The sequence below is a fragment of the Photobacterium halotolerans DSM 18316 genome (genome assembly GCF_000425165.1).
Classification (GTDB): Bacteria; Pseudomonadota; Gammaproteobacteria; order Enterobacterales; family Vibrionaceae; genus Photobacterium; species Photobacterium halotolerans.
This window is the reverse complement of the sequence record NZ_AULG01000028.1, coordinates 35,140-51,597: the sequence shown is the minus strand read 5'-3', so window position 1 is coordinate 51,597 and position 16,458 is coordinate 35,140. Positions and strand designations below refer to the sequence as shown.

Genomic DNA, 16,458 nt, shown 5'->3' with positions numbered 1-16,458 from the left:
GCTTCAGTGTTACTATCTGTGACCATTATGGAATGACACAGACACTGAGCCGTCGTAATGAAAACACCAGCCAGCCCAAGTCAGACATCCAAACCGCATCATTTCACACGTATTCAACGGGTACTGGATTACATCCACTCTCATTTGGATCAGCCGTTGAGTGTGGTGGAACTGGCGGAGCAAAGTTGCTGGTCGCGCTGGCAGCTTCAGCGGGTGTTTAACAGCGAAACCGGGCTGACACTGGCGCAGTATGTGCGCGAGCTGAAACTCAGCCGGGCCGCTGAACAGCTGTTATCGGGCAATGACAGGATTCTCGACATCGCGCTCTCCTGCGGCTTTAACTCCGAAATCAGTTTTATCCGCGCTTTCCGGCAAATGTTCGGCTGCGCGCCCGGCAGCTATAAAAAGCGCGGCCTGCTGACAGGCCTCAGAACCCCCTTGCAATCGACCAGACCGGTGACTTTAGCCCCTGAGATCTCACAGCGTCTGTTACAAATCCGCCTTGAGCGCCGCCCGGCATTCCAGCTATACGGTGTGAACGGTAAAATTCATGGCCTGTTTGCCGATAACCCCGATTACACGGAGACTGTCCCCGCGATCTGGCAGCAGTTTCATCAGCACTTTACCGCCACAGGCACCATCAGCCAGATAGGGGTGATCGACACGCAGAGCCAGTCGGGCGAGGCATTGATTTACTGGGCTGGCATACCGTCCGAACAGGCGCTTGCTGTGCAGCCGCTTATCGCGGCAGAGGCTCAATGTCTGAGCGTTCCCGAACAGCTTTACGCCGTGATCCCCTATTCCGGGCCTATCCACCAGCTGGATAAAGTGCTTCATTGGTTTATTGCCGCCTGGTTGCCTGAGTCCAGTTTCAAAGGCATTGATGGCTATGAACTGGAGATTTACCCACCGCAATTTGATACCGCCAACCCATCTCACCGTATGGAGTACTGGCTGCCGGTTGAGCCAGCCTGAAAAATCGCGACCACAGATCTCAAGATGCACCAAATTGTTAATTTTCCCGCTGCAAAACCCTTAGAATGCAATTGATAACAATTAGCATTCACATATTGCAGCAGAGGTTTCTTTTCATGTATCGCACTTTCGCTCCTTCATGGCTGGCAATTTCCATTGCCTCATCCTTCAGCGTATCGGCTATTGCCCAGACAGACACCCAGACAACCCGGGTAGATGACACCATTACAGTGTTAGGTGAGACCTATCGCAACACTGCCACCAAAACCGCACTGACCGCCGAAGAAACCCCGCAGGCTATCTCGGTTATCGACCGTGAAACACTCGATCTGCGCGGCGCCAGCTCAGTGAGCGAAGCATTACGCTATATGTCTGGGGTCAATACTGAACTGCGCGGCGGGGCGGTCACCCGGCTGGACCTGTTCAATATCCGGGGTTTCATCAACTATCAGAATTTCTATGACGGCCTGCAGTTGCCCTACCTCAGTGGCTGGAACCTGCAAGGCCAGGTAGACGCCTTTGCCGTGGAGCAAGTTGAAGTCTTTAAAGGACCAACCTCTGTGCTGTACGGCAATATCCCGCCGGGCGGTATGGTGAACCTGATTGCCAAAACACCACAGAAAACCCGGCAAACGGATATCGAAATCAGTACAGGTACCCACAACCTGATGCAAGCCAATATTGATACCACGGGTCAGTTGGAGAACAGCGATGTCAGCTATCGCCTTATCGCCCTGGCGCGGCAAAGGGACAGTCAGGCAAAGACTGCCGAGGATGAGCGTTACATGATTGCCCCTTCCATTGACTGGCAAGCCTCTGATGACACCCTGATCAACCTCAACCTGTATTATCAGAACGACCCGAGTGCAGGTATTTACACTACAGTGCCGGCAAAGGGCTCTGTACTGCCTAACCCGGAAGGCCAGCTGTCGCCTGACACGTTCACGGGCGATAAAAACTGGAATGATTTCGAACGTGAAGTGCTGATGCTTGGCTATAAAGTGCTGCATGATTTTAATGATGACTGGACGTTACTGCATAACCTGAGATACAGCGACGCCAGCCTGCATCAGACAAACACCTACAATGGTGCGCTCGCCACAGATAACCGGACACTCAGCCGTAATGCCTATCAGACCGATGAGGAGTTGGGATTCCTGACCATGGACAACCAGCTCACAGGCAAACTCCACTGGGGCGCTGCCGAGCATAATGTTCTGATGGGCCTGGACTACCAGCACATGGACTCTTCTGTGGTGTACCAGGACACACTGGACTTCAGTGCACCGAGCATTGATATGTTCAATCCGGATAATGATCAGATTGACCCGAACAACCCTGGCTTTAACTACAGAGCCAGGTACAACATCAATACCTCTCAGCTGGGTGTGTATCTGCAGGATCAGATCCGCTGGAATAAGCTTATTTTGCTGGCAGGCGGGCGTTATGATCATTACGAGCTTGACCAGAAAACCGACGGTGTAATATCCGGCGATATTGAGCAAGACAGCTTCTCGGGCCGAATCGGCGCGCTCTACAATCTGGCCTACGGTTTTGCACCCTATATCAGCTATTCGGAAAGCTTTGAGCCGGTAGCCGGGCAGGACAGGTTCGGTAAAGTGTTCGACCCTTCTGAAGGCCAGCAATGGGAAGCCGGGGTGAAATACCAGTCTGAAGATAAGACCCAGTCCGCCAGTCTCGCGGCCTACCAGCTGACTAAACAAAACGTAGTGACCCGAGACCCCAATGGCAGTGCCTATGACAAGATCCAAACGGGCGAGATCCGTACCCGTGGACTGGAGTTTGAAAGCTTCTGGCTGCTGACTGACAATCTGGATATTGCGCTGAACTACACCTATACCGATGCGGAAGTGACGCAGGACAATACCGGCATCGAAGGCAAAACCCCGGTGTGGATCCCTGAGCAGATGGCGTCGCTGTGGGCTAACTATTACATCTACAACGGCCTGTTAAGCGGTACTGTGTTAGGTGCCGGTGTGCGTTATGTCGGCGAGTCTGAAATCGATGCGCAAAACACCGCCAAAGTCCCTGACTACACCTTGTTTGATCTGTCTGCCCGCTATGATTTAGGCGAGCTGAGCGCCAGCCTGAACAATGTGAGCGCCACCGTCAGTGCCTCAAACCTGTTCGACAAGGAATACTACACCTGTTTCGATCAGAGCAACTGCTGGTTGGGCGCCGAGCGTTCAGTGGAAGCCAAGGTCGCATTCAGTTTCTGACAATGCTGGCCAGACGTCATAAGCCATAAAAAGAAAGCCGCACGGTTCAAAGAACGTGCGGCTTTTTCTTCACTCTCATTTAGCCGGTCATCTGTCCGGCTTCAGCTTATACCTGTTGTGTCTGCCCTTTTGCCACGGCTTTGCGCTTATCACGCCAGGTGCTGAACAGTGGCATCAACAGCGCCAGCACTGCCAGCACCATGATGGTTAATGTCAGTGGACGTTCCACCAGGAAAGCAAATGACCCATCAGACAGCGTCAGCGAGCGGCTGAGGTTTTTCTCCAGTATGTCGCCCAGTATGAATCCCAGCAGCATAGGTGCCATAGGGAAGTTGAGCAATTTCAGGAAGGTCGCAATCACTGTGATCAACACCATCATCTGGATATCAAAGGCATTGAAACTCACCAGATATACCCCTGTGATGGAGAAGAACAGAATCAGCGGGATCAGGATCGGACGCGGAATCACCAACAGTTTGGAGATATACGGAATCAACGGCAGGTTCAGAATCAGCAGCACCAGATTCCCGAAGTACATCGAGATGATCACCGACCAGAAGACATCCGGATTATCAATAAACAGACGCGGACCAGGCTGAATACCATACGCAATCAGCGCCCCCAGCATAATGGCGGTTGTGCCCGAGCCGGGAATACCCAGTGTCAGCAAAGGAACGAAAGAGCCGGTAGACGCTGCGTTGTTCGCAGATTCAGGCGCAGCCAGGCCCCGTAACGCGCCTTTACCGAATTTTTCTTTCTCTTCTTTCGGCGCCAGATTACGCTCCATGCCGTAGCTCAGGAAAGAGGCAATGGTCGCCCCGGCGCCTGGCAATACACCAACCAGGAAACCAAAGACGGAAGAACGCGCGACCGTCGGTGCCACATGCTTCACTTCTTCCTTGCTGAGTTTCATGCTGCCCAGATTATTCATGTCCATCTGCGCATCTTCCTGCCGGTGCTCACCCCGCAGAACCGTCATCACTACTTCTGTCAGTGCGAAAGTTGCCATCGCCAGCAGCAGGAAGCTGATACCGTCAATCAAATCGACATTATTAAAAGTAAAGCGCGGCACGCCTGTCATGACATCGTTACCGACGGTCGAAATCATCAGGCCGAAGACTGTCATCATCAGGGCTTTGAGCACCTGGCCTTTGCCGGAGAAAGCGGCCACCGCCGTCAGGCCCAGAATCATCAGCGCAAAATAGTCGCTGGACTGGAAACTCAGTGAAACTTTGGCCAGAGCGGGCGCTGCAAACAGCAAAATGATGGCACCGACTGTGCCGCCAGTGAAAGAGGAATACGCGGCCAGTGCCAGCGCTTTACCCGCCTGATTTTTCTGCGCCAGCGGGAAACCGTCAAAGGCTGTCACCACTGTGCTTGAACAGCCCGGCGCATTAATCAGTATTGATGAGGTTGACCCGCCAAAAACAGCACCGTAGTACACACCGGCCATCAGGATAATGCCTGAAGACGGATCCAGACCATAAGTAATAGGGATCATCAGTGCGATGGCAGAAATCGGGCCCAGACCCGGCAACATGCCAATGAATGTCCCGGCAAAACAGCCAACCACCACCATCATCAGATTGAAGGGCATAATTGCCGTCGACAATCCAGTCATCATTCCATCGAACATAATTAACCCCCGAGAATACTTGTGATCAGTCGGCCAGGGGCCAGATAGATATCAAGCAACTGTGTCAGCAAGAACCAGAAACACACGGCAAATGGCACAGACGCCACCAGCAGAACCTTAGGACGACGTTCACCCAGCAACCAGTAACCGCCCATCAGAAAGACCACGGTCGATAACATGAAGCCAATCCATTCGAGGGAAGCGGCAAAAATCAGCATCAGCAGCAGCAGTTTGGTGATCAGAACAAAATCCAATCCCCGTAAGTCCAGCTTGTCATCCTGACTGCGGCTGGCCGTAGCCAGCTGACACAAGGCCAGCACGATACCGAGACCAGCTAATGTCAGTGGCAAAGATTTCGCATTGAAGGGCTGATATTCATCGCCGGGGAACATCTCAATTCCGCTGCCGTAGTAACCGTAAACGATGGAAAAGCACAGAAACACCAGTCCACCGATATGATCTTTTGTAATTGTCATGGTCATCCTCACCACTATCGGTTTGACCCGGCCCCAGACTCAGGCCGGTTTGTTACTACGCGCACCACCCAGCCAGGCGGTGCGCAATATGTCATGCAGACAGGATTACTTCAGGAAGCCCAGTTCACGCATCAGATCGCCGATTTCTTTTTCCTGCTGTGACAGGAAGGCAACGAACTCTTTGCGAGGCTTGTAGATTTCAGTCCAGCCGTAGCGGTCACGTACGGTTTTCCACTGATCTGTGTTGTACATCTCACCCAGTACTTCGGCGAATTCATCGGCTTTTTCATCGCTGATATCCGGTGCGGCAAAGAATCCACGCCAGTTAACGAAGGTCGCGTTATAGCCCAGCTCCTGCAGAGTCGGTACTTCCGGCGCTGAAGGAGAACGCTGATCACCCGTCATCGCCAGGATGCGGATTTCACCGGCATCTGCCAGCGTCAGCGCTTCACTCAGGCCGGTTGACAGCAGTGTGGTTTCACCCGACAGCAAACCGGCCATGGCTTTACCACCGGCATCATACGCCAGGTATTTCAGACGACGCGGCTCGCCACCACCGGCTTTGAACGCCAAGGCGGCAACCAGGTGATCCATGCTGCCGCGTGCAGAGCCACCCGCCACTGTGATACTGCTGGGATCTTTATTGTAATCGTTCACTATGTCGGTGAAGCTGGTGTATTTGGATTTGGCCGATACCACAAACGCGGCGTAGTCACCCACAGTGGCGGCTACCGGGGTCAGATCGCGGAACGACTGGGGGAACACTTTAGACAGTGAGCGAATCACAATAGGAGTAGAGTTAACCATAAGTGTGTCTGTGGATTGCTCAGCGGTTTTAATCAGGTACGCAATGGCTTTACCACCGCCGCCACCGGACATGTTCTCGTAAGAAATGGTGTCAACCAGTTCAGACTTTTTCAATACTTCGCCGGTACCACGTGCAGTGCTGTCCCAGCCGCCACCCGCACCACCCGGCACCAGAAAGTGAATGGAATCCACTTTTGCCTGAGCGCTGACGCTCAATGCAGAAGCCATGATTGCAGCAAGTACGGAGACACGTTTGCGGGTCATTAACTGAGTAAGCATACCTTTTCCTCGTTATTAGATAGGGGTCCATTGCCCGACCTGATTTGCCGCTGTGACTGGAGCTTTATGTCTGTCTGCGGTTCAGGTTCTGTTATTGCTTAACGTCAAAATCAAGGTATGCCACGATCATAAATATGAAAAGATTGTAAAAATAATGTGAATACCGGGCGTAAAATGCATTAAGTTCATATTGTTCACAGCATTTCGATGCCACTGACGGTACACTGTTTCACAGATGTTACAAAGGTAGACGGAACGCCTTCCCAACATGACTAAGCTGTTGTCTTTACGTCATTTTCGACTCAAAACCCGGATGGTTTTAATTCTGGGTTTTATCGCGATCCTGCAAACAGGCGCGCTCGGCCACTTTACCATTCGCTATCTCGACAGTGTGTTACATGAACAAATTGGTCAGCAGGCGATACGAGTCGCGAAAACCATTGCGGCTTCACCCGATGTGATTCGCGCCGTATCAGACAGAGATACCGCATTTCTGCAGCCGCTCAGCCTGAAAATGGCCCAGGCCGCTCAGGCAAGATTTGTCGTTATTGGCGACAGCCAGGGCATTCGGCTCGCCCACCTCAACCCGCAGCGTATCGGTAAATCCATGTCGGATGATGACAGTGACGATAACAGCCAGGCGCTGATTCACGGCCAGGCGTATGTCGCGCTGGATAAAGGCAGCATCGGCTGGTCGATGCGTGGCAAAGCCCCTATTTTCAGCACCGATGGTGCTCAGATCATCGGCATAGTTTCAGTCGGCTATTTGCTGACCGAAGTCGATGCGATTGTCAGCCGCCACCAGCTTTCCATGATTGTCGCCAGTACGCTGGCCTTTCTGTTCAGCGTGATCATGGCACTCTGGTTTGCCAATCACTTCCGCAAAGCCATTTTTGATTTGGAGCCTGAGCAAATTGGCCGGCTGTTTCATGAACGCAATGCCACGCTGGAAACCGTGCGTGAAGGTATAGTGGCCATTAATCAGCACGGTATCATCACCACCTTTAACCATGCCGCCATCAAAACGCTGCAACTGCCTGCTGACGAGAATTACATTGGCCGCCATATCCATGATGTCTTGCCCGACAACGGGATGCTGGATGTCCTGCAAAGCGGCGAGCACCATTTTGATCAGGAAATCTGGCTGCATGACCGTAACCTGATCGCCAACCGTTTTCCCATGGTGCAGGACGGGGTAGTCACAGGGGTAGTATCGAGTTTCCGGCTGAAGAATGAAGTCGATCTGGTCAGCCGTAAGCTGACCCGTATTCAGCAATATGCCGATAGCCTGCGCAGCCAGTCCCATGAGTACAACAATAAGCTGCACACCATCGCCGGTCTGATTCAGATTGGTGCGATTGAGCAGGCGCTGAAGGTGATCGGGCAGGAAACATCCAGCCATCAGAGTTTTATTCAGACCATAATGAAAGCAACCTCAGACAGTATTCTGGCCGGTTGCCTGCTCGGTAAATACAACCGGGCCAGAGAGCTGAACCTGGAGCTGGCCATTGACGACGACAGCCAGATGTCGGACATTCCCGCCTCTCTGCCCCGCGAGCAATTAGTCAGCATACTGGGCAATTTGATAGACAATGCACTGGAAGCGACGCTCAGGCACCATGGCCCAGGCGGCATGGTGCTGCTCAGTATGAGCGACTTAGGCAAAGAGCTGATATTCGAGGTCAATGATCAGGGGCCTGGCATTGCCGAAGGGGAACAAGATAAAATTTTTACCCGTGGTTACACCACCAAGGACGTTGAAGGACACGGCATCGGACTGCATTTAGTCAAACAGCTGACAGAACATCTCGGCGGCATCATTACCGTCGAACCCGCTGAACCTTCCGGCAGTCGTTTTACTGTGTACATTCCCAAATCACTGCGTCGTTCAGACAATGCAACAAGACATGGACAAGAGGAACAACAATGACAGCACCCATTACTGTCGTCATTGCAGAAGATGATCCGCAAAATGCGGAAATACAGCGCCGCTTCGTCGAAAAAACACCGGGCTTTCAGGTTATAGGCATAGCCCATGGCCTGGATGAAGCCAGAGATTTGATCGACGTGTTCCAGCCTCAGTTACTGTTACTGGATAATCAGTTCCCGACCGGCACCGGGCTGGAATTGCTCAGGGAACTGCGTGCTGAAAGCTGCCATACCGACGTGATTCTGGTTACGGCGGCCACTGAAGTCGATACCCTGCGCACCGCGATGCGCAGCGGGATATTTGATTACATTTTAAAACCCGTGGTGTTTGAAAGACTGCAATCGGCGCTGTTCAATTTCAGCGCTCATCTGGACAAGTTGTCTGATATGCACTCGCTGGTGCAAAGCGATGTTGATGGCCTGCTGCAGCCCACTTCCGCCACGGATCAACCTGCGCCGCAAACACCGCCCGCCACGGCCTCACGGTTGCCGAAAGGCATTGACGGCCTGACGCTGGATAAAATCCGCAGTGTCTTCACCGAGCCGAACATTAATCTCAACGCCGAGCAGGTCGGTCAGGAAATCGGCGCCAGCAGAACCACTGCCCGCCGATACCTTGAGTATCTGGTCAGTACTGATGAGCTGAGCGCCGAAGTCTCATACGGCAGTGTCGGCCGCCCGGAGCGTAAGTACCGCAGTCAGCCATAACAGCTGGCTGCGGCCAGTCCCGCTGATAACGGGCATCGGCCAGTCATGACTGTGCTTAGCGGCCGCCTGCCAGATCGATAAACGATCCGGTCGAATAAGAGGCCTGATCCGACAATAACCAGCAGATTGCTTCGGATACTTCTTCGGCAGTGCCGCCGCGCTGCATAGGTATCGCTGATTTCAGCCGTTCAATCCGATTCGGCTCGCCACCTGAGGCGTGCATATCGGTGTAAATAAAGCCGGGACGAACGCCGTTGACACGAATGCCTTCACTGGCCACTTCCAGTGACAGGCCGCGGGTCATGGTATCCATCGCCCCTTTCGACGCCGCATAATCGACATATTCAAAAGGCGCGCCGGTACGGGACGCTGCCGAAGAGACATTGACAATCGAGCCGCCCTGACCGCCTTGCGAATAGGCCATGCGCCGGATCGCTTCCCGGCAGCATAAAAAGCAACTGGTGACATTGGTGTGCATCACGGCATTGATCCGCTCTGCTGTCATGTGTAACACCGGCATCTGTTGCATCAGAATACCGGCGTTATTCACCAGCCCGGTTATCGGCCCCAGTTCATTATCCAGTGTGGCAAACAGTCGCATCACCTCCTGTTCCTGAGACACATCCGCCTGTACCGCTATGGCATTCACGCCATATTTACGCGCCCGGTGCACAATCTGCTCTGCCGCTTCGTGCTCAGAACGATAATTCACGCAGACACTCACCCCCTGAGAGGCCAGCTGAATCGCTGTAGCCGCGCCAATTCCCCGGCTGGATCCGGTAATCAATACTACCCGCTCTTTAGGCATCTTCGATTCCTTTTCATTCCATAGTTATTGATGAGGTTCAGTGCTCAATACCGCGGCATTCGCAAGACCGGCAGGACGGACAACATCCTGATAATCGTCCAGAATAGCAACCTTCATTCCTTTGCCTCCGGTGGGTAAGTGCCGATATTCAAGCACTCTTCTCATGAAAAAACAACCTGATACTCAAGACGCTGTCAGCCGGATAAACACACGGAAAACCTGTATTCAGTCGGATTTTTTCAAGCACTTACCGGTAATCTGTTACCGAATGTTATTCTCATCTGCTATGATTCCAGCTTCCCAGAATCAGACAAAACACCATGACCGCGACTTTTACTTCAACCCGCAATCGTGCCGGAATGATAACTATCATTCTGGTGTCATTGTTATGGCTGAATGTGTTGTCGGCTGTCGTGGTGATCAATCCGGCCTTCCATCAGGGTACTCCGAGCGGCTTGACCGGGGATAAAATTCTGATCTGTACCGTGCATGGCCTGCAATGGGTCTCGGTCGCCGATCTGGTTAATCAGCATGACAGGTCGCCGCACGGACAATGGCAAAACCACTGCCCGCTGCTCACGCCATTACAGCCTATCCATTACGACACCAGTTATCTTCAGCCGCTTATTCTGGTATCCGTTGCGATTTATTCCGGCCTGCGCCGTATGTTCTGGCTTAGGGCTAACAACAAACTGTATGAACTGTTTGGGCCAAAACATTCTCCTCCGCCGATAAGCACATCATCACATTCCTTTTGACATTTTTGATTGCTTAAAACCCATTGGAGAACACAATGAAACCATTACACGCTTTGCTGCTGGCCGCTTCTGTCTTCACCTCCGGCCTGGCAATGGCCCACGAATTTGAGTCTGGCGAGCTGCACATTGATCATCCCTGGTCCAAAGAAGTCCCGCCTATGTCTTCAGTCGCAGCGGCTTTTTTCTCAGTGGATAACCACGGCGATCAGGCGGATGTCCTGCTGCGTGCAGAATCGCCGATTGCTGAAAAAGTCGAACTTCATGAACACGCACATGAAAACGGCATGATGAAAATGCGCAAAGTGGACGACATTCAGATCCCTGCCCATGACACCCAGCTGCTGCAGCCCGGCGGTTACCACATTATGATGTTTAACCTGACCTCAGTACCTGAACTGGGTGACAGTTTTCCGCTGACGCTTTATTTTCAGAACGCCGGTAAGGTGGAAGTGAAAGTGAAAGTAGAAAAAGCCGACTACATGATGAGCACCGGACAAAACATGGACCACAGCCAAATGGACCATCAAGGCATGGATCATGACGGTATGAACCACGACAGCATGCACTGATTCGCCATCAGGCATAGGCATCAGGCATCAATACCTCCAACACCCCGCGGGTTCACCTGGCGGGGTGTTTTTATATCTGCGCCCGAATGCATTCTGGTACCCTGCATAAATCATTCCTTAAGCCCGATTTGTCACCTCTCCCTCCAGAATGAACGACCAAGACTAAAAATCCATCCCATCAAGTAATGATATCCGTGCAACTTATTTCGCTATTTTGTGATCTATGTACTAATTTGACTTAAAGCATACCTGGATGACAAGAAGTTCCTAAGCTGGGTAGCTCTTCATAGCGTTTTCAAGGACTGAGGATGGAACTGTAATGAATCAGAGCACAAGGTTTTCCCTTTCATGTTTTGTACTGAGCACTTTATGCATCTCTCTCGCCAATGCTTCTGAGCACCGGGCCGGGCTACGCGCCAGTTACACATTTGCTGATGATGCCTGTGAAAGCCAGAACATCAGCTGTGATGATGATGCGCCAGGTGCGGGGATTTTCTATAACTACGCCTGGACTCCGCGCTGGGAGCTGGAAGTGGCCTATGACTATTACGGCCAGTTCGATGCGACTTACCCGGCGCTGGATGACCCTTCGGTGGGTGCCGATTATGAAGGAGATGTGTTAGGTCTGTCAGCCTCTCTGGGCTATCGCTATCCGGTATCGGATGTGGTGTCTCTGGTGGGCAAGGCCGGCGTGATGGCCTGGCATGTCTCCAGCGACGGTAAAGAAATTGCCGGCACTGTATCTAACGACGAAGATGGCTTCTCCCCCCTTGTCGGTGTCGGCGTAGACTGGGACTTTACACCGCGCTGGCGAACCGGACTCAGCTACCAGTTTGCCAATAATGTCGGTGACGATAGCACGGCTGGCGCCGATCTCCATACTCTGATGCTGGGCATCAGCTACCGGTTCTCGGGTAATGACCCGCAGCCTGTCGCGGTGGTTGAGCCCGAGCCAGAACCCGCGCCGCAACCTGTCACTCAGGAAGCCTTTACGATGCAGGTGGACGGCACTCAGTCCAATGCCATCTTTGAATTCAATTCTGCCAAGCTCCGCCCCGATATGACATCCACATTCCAGCCGATGCTGAATCACCTGAATCAGTATCCGGAAGCCATGCTGCGGGTTGAAACCCATACCGACGATGTCGGCTCGGAAGACTACAACATGAAGCTGTCTCAACGCAGGGCGCAAAGTGTTGTGCTGTATTTTGAACAACAGGGTATTACCCCTGACCGTATCAGCTACGAAGCGTTTGGCGAAACCAAGCCGCTGGTCAGTAATGACACCCCGGCTAACCGAGCAATGAACCGACGCGTCGTGCTGACTTCACCTCAGTTTACAAGGAAGGCAATCCAATGAAGAACAACATTTGCCGGTATTTAACACTCTGGCTGGGTATTTTTCTCATGACGCTGACCCTGGCAGGTTGCGGCGGAGAAGGTAGCGGTTTGCCCAGCCAGAAAGACAACGACACCAGTGCCGTAGATAAGGGCGGCAAAACGGTTCGTAACCTGGAAATCATCCCCAGCGCGAACACAGCGGAAGCAGGTAGCTCCCTTACTTTTAAAGTAAATGCCATTTACGCTAACAAAGATAAAAAAGATGTCACCCAGAACGCGCAATGTACCAGCAGCGATGAATCGGTTGCCACCGTCAGTGACCAAGGCGTGATCCAGGCCGTTGCAGCCGGCGAAGCCACCATTTCCTGCAGCTATGCCGGTGTCAGTGGCGGCGGCGTTGTGATTACGGTAACGGGCGGCCACACAGTCAGTCAGCTGCAAATCACTCCCGGACAGGTGTCAGCCGCCGCTGGGACGCAGGTGCAGTTTACCGCACTGGCTTACTATCACGATGGCAGCCGTGAAGATGTCACCAGCCAGACCATCTGGAATACCACGGATGCCAGTACCGTTGAGGTGGGCACCGGCGGCATGGTCTTCGCCAAGGCGTCAGGGTCAGCAACGGTCACCGGGCAATTTGAAGGCGTGAGCAGTAATCAGGCGGTGATGACGGTGACAACGGCTACACTGGATTCCATTCACCTCTCACCCGCTACGGCGTCATTGGTCGCTGGCACACAACAGCAGTTTACTGCCACAGGTCAGTTCTCCGATGGCTCGACACAAGACTTAACCTCTCAGGTCACCTGGAACAGCGACAATACAACTGCCGCGACAGTTTCAACAACGGGTTTGGTCGATGCCGAAAGTGCAGGAACGGCCAACATCACCGCCAGTTTCGGTACCCTACCCAGCGATCCTGTGAATCTCACCGTTACGGCTGCCGCAGTTGATTCAGTGCAAGTCACACCCGGCACTCTGAGCTTAGCCAAAGGCACCAGCCATGCCTACACGGCCATCGCGCATTTTAATAACAGCACCTCGCAGGATGTCAGTGCGCAAGCGACATGGCACAGCAGCGATACCGCTGTCGCGACTGTGTCCGGAACCGGGGTTGTCAGTACACTCGCGACGGGATCTGCCGTGATCACGGCCAGCTTTGGCGGGACCGTCAGCAACAACGCGAACCTGACTGTGACCGCAGCAACCGTGCTGTCTGTCACCATTACACCGGAATCGGCCAGTATTGCTAACGGCACCACCCAGCAGTTTACCGCCACCGCCAAATTCTCCGACGGCAGCACCCTGGATGTGACCGATCTGGTGAGCTGGAAAAGCGACGATACCAGTGTCGCAACTATTTCTGCCACAGGTTTAGCCCACGGCCTGAATGAAGGCAATACAGTCGTGACCGCCCACTATCAGGGTGTCACCAGCGCCGACATTCCACTTTCAGTTACACCGGCGGAAATAAGCGCGATTACTGTAAGTCCAGGCGCCGCCAGTATTGCTAACGGCACCACTCAGCAGTTCACCGCCACGGCAAGCTTTACCAGCGGCCCGGATCAGGATGTCACCCATCTGGTCAGTTGGGTCAGCTCGGACACCAGTGTCGCCAGTATCAACACCTCAGGCCTGGCACAATCGCTGGCAATGGGGACGACAGAGATGACTGCCAGCTATCAGGGGCAAACCAGTCCGGCCGTAATCCTGGAAGTCACGGCTGCAACGGTAACGTCACTGACAGTGACGCCGCCAACGGCAACTATCGCCAACGGTTTGACCCAGCAGTTCACGGCCACAGCCACCTTCACGGATACGTCCACTCAGGATGTCACGGAACTGGTGAGCTGGCAAAGCAGTGATACCAGTGTCGCGACTATCACAGCAGACGGTCTGGCGCAGGGCGTATCCGTTGGTTCAGCGACCATTACTGCGAACTATGAGGGCAGCTCGGCGACAGCAGCCCTGACGGTTGGTCCTGCTGAGTTGCTACGTGTTCGGATCGAGTCAGATTACTCTGGTGAGCTGGCCGTTGAGTTGCTTGGTTCAGAGATTTTCACTGTCGCAACCCACGCCTACTATTCTGACGGTACTAAACAGCAGGTTGATAACAGCAGCGTGACCTATCACGTCTCTGCGGCGTCATTGCTGGCGGTCAGCACCGATGGCGTGGTCAGCTTACTGGCGGGCGTACTGACTGATGTACTGATTACTTCCACCGCCGATATGTCAGGCACCGATGTAGATAGCGAGAATGCCATCATCATCAATTGCCTGGCAACCGTGCCAGGTGTGCTCTCGGTCTGTACAGTCAACTCTGTCGAGAAAAGCGATTTAGAAATGTAACACCACTTCAGCCCGCTGTAGCCAGCGGGCTCTTTTTATCAGCCAACATCCGGCATGATTCCACCAGCGCAGCCCCGCTAACTCGCCCCCACCCCCTGAAGACCTGTCCCGCTAAAGACCGCCCAATATTCCAATATGAAGATTTGATGACATCGGCTTCACAGGGATTGACCACACGCTTCATCAGACTAAGATATACGGAAATTCGAATATGGTTATAAGCATGCTCCCACATCAATTTTTTAAACTGCTGGCAGATGAAACCCGTGTGCGTTGCTTACGGTTAATCGTGAAAGAGCAATGCCTGTGTGTGGCCGAGCTGACCGAAGCGCTGCAGGTCAGCCAGCCAAAAATGTCACGCCACCTGGCTGTAATGCGCGCCAGCGGGTTATTGATTGATGTCAGGCAAGGCCAGTGGGTGTTCTACCGGTTAACCGAAGATATGCCCGGCTGGATGCGCAAACAAATTTACGGCCTGGTGGATTCAAACTGTTTAGAGCAGGAGTACCAGCAGGACAGTGAACGACTCATGGTAATGAAACAACGCCCTGTTTGTTGCCAATAATGTAGGAATATTAAGTATGACAATCAAAGTAGGTATCAATGGTTTTGGCCGCATTGGCCGCCTGGCACTGCGCGCAGCGTTTGACTGGCCCGAACTGGAATTTGTACAGATTAATGATGTTGCCGGTGATGCCGCAACGCTGGCCCACCTGCTGGAATTCGACTCCGTACAGGGTCGCTGGCACCATGAAGTGGCAGCGAAAGGCAACCACATTGTTATTAATGGCAAATCCATCCTTGCCACACAGGAAAAAGAAATTGATGCCGTTGACTGGTCTGGCTGTGACGTGGTGATTGAAGCCACAGGTAAGCATCGCAAAACCGAATTCCTGAATCAGTATCTGGCACAGGGTGTGCAGCGTGTCGTCGTGTCAGCACCGGTGAAAGAAGAAGGCATCGCCAATATCGTGGTGGGCGTTAACGATCATATCTTTAATCCTGAACACCACCGCATTGTCACGGCAGCGTCCTGCACCACCAACTGCATTGCACCAGTGGTCAAAGTGATCCATGAAAAACTGGGGATTGAGCAGTCTGCATTTACCACGATTCACGATTTAACCAATACACAAACCATTCTGGATGCACCGCACAAAGATTTACGCCGCGCCCGGGCCTGTGGCATGAGCCTGATCCCGACCACCACAGGATCGGCCTCGGCGATTGTCGAGATCTTCCCGGAGCTGAAAGGCAAAATCAACGGCCATGCCGTGCGTGTCCCGCTGGCCAACGCTTCACTGACCGACATCATTTTCGACGTCAAACGCGACACCACAGCCGAAGAAGTCAACCAACTGCTGAAAGACGCTTCGCAGGGCGAACTGCAGGGCATTTTGGGTTACGAGGATCGCCCGCTGGTGTCTATCGACTATAAAGGCGATCAGCGCTCCACCATAGTGGATGCTCTATCAACTATGGTGGTAGGCAAGCGTATGGTGAAAATCTATGCCTGGTATGACAACGAAATGGGTTACGCCACCCGCACTGCAGAACTGGTCCGCAAAGTGGGACAGGCTTAA

The 16,458-nt window shown here is 53.1% G+C and carries 14 protein-coding genes; 10 read left to right on the top strand and 4 right to left on the bottom strand.

The window, feature by feature from the left end; genetic code table 11:
- The first annotated feature begins 57 nt into the window (after positions 1 to 57).
- Together H511_RS0108220 and H511_RS0108215 are read left to right on the top strand one after the other, a co-directional pair.
- Complete coding sequence (locus tag H511_RS0108220) at positions 58 to 975, top strand: AraC family transcriptional regulator (protein ID WP_027251880.1); 918 nt, start codon at positions 58 to 60, stop codon at positions 973 to 975.
- Positions 976 to 1,091: 116 nt separating this feature from the next.
- Complete coding sequence (locus H511_RS0108215; RefSeq protein WP_027251879.1) at positions 1,092 to 3,215, top strand: TonB-dependent siderophore receptor; 2,124 nt, start codon at positions 1,092 to 1,094, stop codon at positions 3,213 to 3,215.
- 106 nt (positions 3,216 to 3,321) lie between these two features.
- Here H511_RS0108215 and H511_RS0108210 read toward each other — a convergent pair whose 3' ends face one another.
- The 3 genes from H511_RS0108210 to H511_RS0108200 form a co-directional block, all read right to left on the bottom strand.
- Positions 3,322 to 4,851, bottom strand: a complete 1,530-nt coding sequence (locus H511_RS0108210; RefSeq protein WP_027251878.1) for a tripartite tricarboxylate transporter permease — start codon at positions 4,849 to 4,851, stop codon at positions 3,322 to 3,324.
- A gap of 2 nt (positions 4,852 to 4,853) precedes the next feature.
- Complete coding sequence (locus H511_RS0108205) at positions 4,854 to 5,327, bottom strand: tripartite tricarboxylate transporter TctB family protein (protein WP_027251877.1); 474 nt, start codon at positions 5,325 to 5,327, stop codon at positions 4,854 to 4,856.
- Positions 5,328 to 5,432: 105 nt separating this feature from the next.
- On the bottom strand, positions 5,433 to 6,413 hold the full coding sequence (locus tag H511_RS0108200; RefSeq protein WP_027251876.1) for a tripartite tricarboxylate transporter substrate binding protein: 981 nt from the start codon (positions 6,411 to 6,413) through the stop codon (positions 5,433 to 5,435).
- A gap of 268 nt (positions 6,414 to 6,681) precedes the next feature.
- On the opposite strand from H511_RS0108200, the gene H511_RS0108195 reads away from it, so the two are divergent.
- Both H511_RS0108195 and H511_RS0108190 read left to right on the top strand, forming a co-directional pair.
- On the top strand, positions 6,682 to 8,343 hold the full coding sequence (locus H511_RS0108195; RefSeq protein ID WP_051288002.1) for an ATP-binding protein: 1,662 nt from the start codon (positions 6,682 to 6,684) through the stop codon (positions 8,341 to 8,343).
- A complete protein-coding gene (locus H511_RS0108190; RefSeq protein ID WP_027251874.1) occupies positions 8,340 to 9,050 on the top strand; it encodes a response regulator in 711 nt (236 codons plus the stop codon). The genes H511_RS0108195 and H511_RS0108190 overlap by 4 nt, the downstream gene beginning before the upstream one ends.
- 55 nt (positions 9,051 to 9,105) lie before the next feature.
- On the opposite strand, the gene H511_RS0108185 is transcribed toward H511_RS0108190, so the two are convergent.
- Positions 9,106 to 9,858 (bottom strand): SDR family oxidoreductase, encoded by a 753-nt coding sequence (locus tag H511_RS0108185; RefSeq protein ID WP_027251873.1) that lies wholly within the window; start codon positions 9,856 to 9,858, stop codon positions 9,106 to 9,108.
- Between the two features lie 320 nt (positions 9,859 to 10,178).
- Here H511_RS0108185 and H511_RS0108175 point away from each other — a divergent pair, with 320 nt between their 5' ends.
- The 6 genes from H511_RS0108175 to H511_RS0108145 all read left to right on the top strand — a co-directional run bounded on the left by H511_RS0108175 (position 10,179) and on the right by H511_RS0108145 (position 16,458).
- Complete coding sequence (locus H511_RS0108175) at positions 10,179 to 10,616, top strand: hypothetical protein (protein WP_027251872.1); 438 nt, start codon at positions 10,179 to 10,181, stop codon at positions 10,614 to 10,616.
- 35 nt (positions 10,617 to 10,651) lie between these two features.
- Positions 10,652 to 11,185, top strand: coding sequence for a copper chaperone PCu(A)C (locus H511_RS22870; RefSeq protein ID WP_081669225.1), 534 nt, complete (start codon positions 10,652 to 10,654; stop codon positions 11,183 to 11,185).
- A gap of 319 nt (positions 11,186 to 11,504) precedes the next feature.
- The gene (locus H511_RS0108160) at positions 11,505 to 12,545 is read left to right on the top strand and encodes an OmpA family protein (protein WP_027251871.1); all 1,041 of its coding nucleotides are present in this window, start codon (positions 11,505 to 11,507) and stop codon (positions 12,543 to 12,545) included.
- A complete protein-coding gene (locus H511_RS24060) occupies positions 12,542 to 14,875 on the top strand; it encodes an Ig-like domain-containing protein (protein ID WP_051288000.1) in 2,334 nt (777 codons plus the stop codon). Before H511_RS0108160 ends, H511_RS24060 begins: the two co-directional genes overlap by 4 nt.
- A gap of 223 nt (positions 14,876 to 15,098) precedes the next feature.
- Positions 15,099 to 15,440, top strand: coding sequence for a metalloregulator ArsR/SmtB family transcription factor (locus H511_RS0108150; protein WP_027251870.1), 342 nt, complete (start codon positions 15,099 to 15,101; stop codon positions 15,438 to 15,440).
- Between the two features lie 16 nt (positions 15,441 to 15,456).
- The gene (locus H511_RS0108145; protein ID WP_027251869.1) at positions 15,457 to 16,458 is read left to right on the top strand and encodes an ArsJ-associated glyceraldehyde-3-phosphate dehydrogenase; all 1,002 of its coding nucleotides are present in this window, start codon (positions 15,457 to 15,459) and stop codon (positions 16,456 to 16,458) included.